Source organism: Synechococcus sp. PCC 6716 (assembly GCF_022570815.1).
Lineage (GTDB): Bacteria > Cyanobacteriota > Cyanobacteriia > Thermosynechococcales > Thermosynechococcaceae > Thermosynechococcus > Thermosynechococcus lividus.
In genome coordinates this window covers 1-3,012 of sequence record NZ_JAKLTU010000062.1, presented here as the reverse complement: position 1 = coordinate 3,012, position 3,012 = coordinate 1, and the positions used below count along the sequence as shown (strand labels likewise).

1 protein-coding gene is annotated in these 3,012 nt (G+C 52.3%); it reads left to right on the top strand.

The features are described from left to right. On the top strand, positions 1-3,012 hold a 3,012-nt coding region (locus tag L5220_RS14180; protein ID WP_499574296.1), incomplete at both ends, for a tetratricopeptide repeat protein.

Here is a 3,012-nt window from a genome sequence, read left to right as displayed (position 1 = left end):
TATTTCAACGCAGCTTAGTGATTTTGGAGCAAGCCCTAGGCACCAACCATCCAAAAGTGGCCACCACACTCAACAACTTGGCGTTGTYSTATGMAGCACAAGGGGAATATAGCAAAGCCGAACCGCTATTGCAGCGCAGTTTGGCGATCAGGGAGCAAGCCTTGGGCACCAACCATCCAGAAGTGGCCACGACCCTCAACAACTTGGCGCTACTGTATGAAAAGCAAGGGCAATACGCCAAAGCCGAACCGCTTTACCAACGCAGCTTGGTGATTTTGGAGCAAGCCTTGGGCACCAACCATCCAGAAGTGGCCACCACCCTCAACAACTTGGCACGGTTGTATCAAAAGCAAGGGCAGTATGCCAAAGCCGAACCGCTATTGCAGCGCAGTTTGGCAATTTTGCAACAGACCCTAGGGGCTAGCCACCCAAATGTGGCCGCTGTCCTCAACAACTTGGCACGGTTGTATCAAAAACAAGGGGAGTATGCCAAAGCCGAACCGCTATTGCAGCGAAGCTTGGCAATCAGGGAGCAAGCCTTGGGCACCAACCATCCAGAAGTGGCCACGACCCTCAATAACTTGGCACGGTTGTATCAAAAGCAAGGGCAGTATGCCAAAGCCGAACCGCTTTACCAACGCAGCTTGGCAATCAGGGAGCAAGCCTTGGGCACCAACCATCCAGAAGTGGCCACGACCCTCAATAACTTGGCGCTGCTGTATGAAAAGCAAGGGCAATACGCCAAAGCCGAACCTTTACTACAGCGCAGCTTGGTGATTTTGGAGCAAGCCCTAGGCACCAACCATCCAAAAGTGGCCACGACCCTCAACAACTTGGCGCTGTTGTATGAAGCACAAGGGGAATATAGCAAGGCCGAACCGCTATTRCAGCGCAGYTTGGCGATTTTGGAGCAAGCCCTAGGCACCAACCATCCAGAAGTGGCCACGACCCTCAATAACTTGGCGGTGCTGTATCAAACGCAAGGCCAGCATAGTGAGGCAGAATCTCTGTACTTGCGCAGTTTAGCGATAACGCAACAAGCCCTAGGCGCCAACCATCCAAAAGTGGCCACTACCCTCAACAACTTGGCGCTGTTGTATGAAGCACAAGGGGAATATAGCAAGGTCGAACCTTTACTACAGCGCAGCTTGGTGATTTTGGAGCAAGCCCTAGGCGCCAACCATCCAAAAGTGGCCACGACCCTCAACAACTTGGCGCTGTTGTATGAAGCACAAGGGGAATATAGCAAGGTCGAACCTTTACTACAGCGCAGCTTGGTGATTTTGGAGCAAGCCCTAGGCACCAACCATCCAGAAGTGGCCACGACCCTCAATAACTTGGCGCTACTGTATGAAAAGCAAGGGCAATACGCCAAAGCCGAACCKYTTTWACAGCGCAGCTTGGTAATTTTGGAGCAAGCCCTAGGCACCAACCATCCAGAAGTGGCCACGACCCTCAACAACTTGGCGGTGCTGTATCAAACGCAAGGCSAATATAGCAAGGCCGAACCTTTACTACAGCGCAGCTTGGTGATCAGGGAGCAAGCCCTAGGCACCAACCATCCAGAAGTGGCCACGACCCTCAATAACTTGGCGCTGCTGTATGAAGCACAAGGGGAATATAGCAAGGCCGAACCTTTACTACAGCGCAGCTTGGTAATTTTGGAGCAAGCCCTAGGCACCAACCATCCAGAAGTGGCCACGACCCTCAACAACTTGGCGGTGCTGTATCAAACGCAAGGCCAGCATAGTGAGGCCGAACCTTTACTACAGCGCAGCTTGGTGATTTTGGAGCAAGCCCTAGGCACCAACCATCCAGAAGTGGCCACTACCCTCAATAACTTGGCGCTACTGTATGAAAAGCAAGGGCAATACGCCAAAGCCGAACCGCTTTACCAACGCAGCTTGGTAATTTTGGAGCAAGCCCTAGGCACCAACCATCCAGAAGTGGCCACGACCCTCAATAACTTGGCGCTGCTGTATGAAGCGCAAGGSSAATATAGCAAGGCCGAACCTTTACTACAGCGCAGCTTGGTGATTTTGCAACAGACCCTAGGGGCTAGCCACCCAAAWGTGGCCRCTRYCCTCAACAACTTGGCGCTGTTGTATGAAGCACAAGGGGAATATAGCAAAGCCGAACCTTTATTACAGCGCAGTTTGGTGATTTTGGAGCAAGCCCTAGGCACCAACCATCCAGAAGTGGCCACGACCCTCAACAACTTGGCGCTRTTGTATGAAGCACAAGGGGAATATAGCAAGGCCGAACCGCTTTACCAACGCAGCTTGGTGATTTTGGAGCAAGCCCTAGGCACCAACCATCCAGAAGTGGCCACGACCCTCAATAACTTGGCGCTGCTGTATGAAAMGCAAGGGSAATAYRCCAAGGCCGAACCTTTACTACAGCGCAGCTTGGTAATTTTGGAGCAAGCCCTAGGCACCAACCATCCAGAAGTGGCCACTACCCTCAACAACTTGGCGGTGCTGTATCAAACGCAAGGCCAGCATAGCAAGGCCGAACCTTTACTACAGCGCAGCTTGGTAATTTTGGAGCAAGCCCTAGGCACCAACCATCCAAAAGTGGCCACGACCCTCAACAACTTGGCGCTACTGTATGAAAAGCAAGGGCAATACGCCAAAGCCGAACCGCTTTACCAACGCAGCTTGGTAATTTTGGAGCAAGCCCTAGGCACCAACCATCCAGAAGTGGCCACGACCCTCAACAACTTGGCGCTGTTGTATGAAGCACAAGGGGAATATAGCAAGGTCGAACCTTTACTACAGCGCAGCTTGGTAATTTTGGAGCAAGCCCTAGGCACCAACCATCCAAAAGTGGCCACTACCCTCAACAACTTGGCGCTGTTGTATCAAGCACAAGGGGAATATAGCAAAGCCGAACCTTTACTACAGCGCAGCTTGGCGATCAGGGAGCAAGCCCTAGGCACCAACCATCCAGAAGTGGCCACGACCCTCAACAACTTGGCGGTGCTGTATCAAGCACAAGGGGAATATAGCA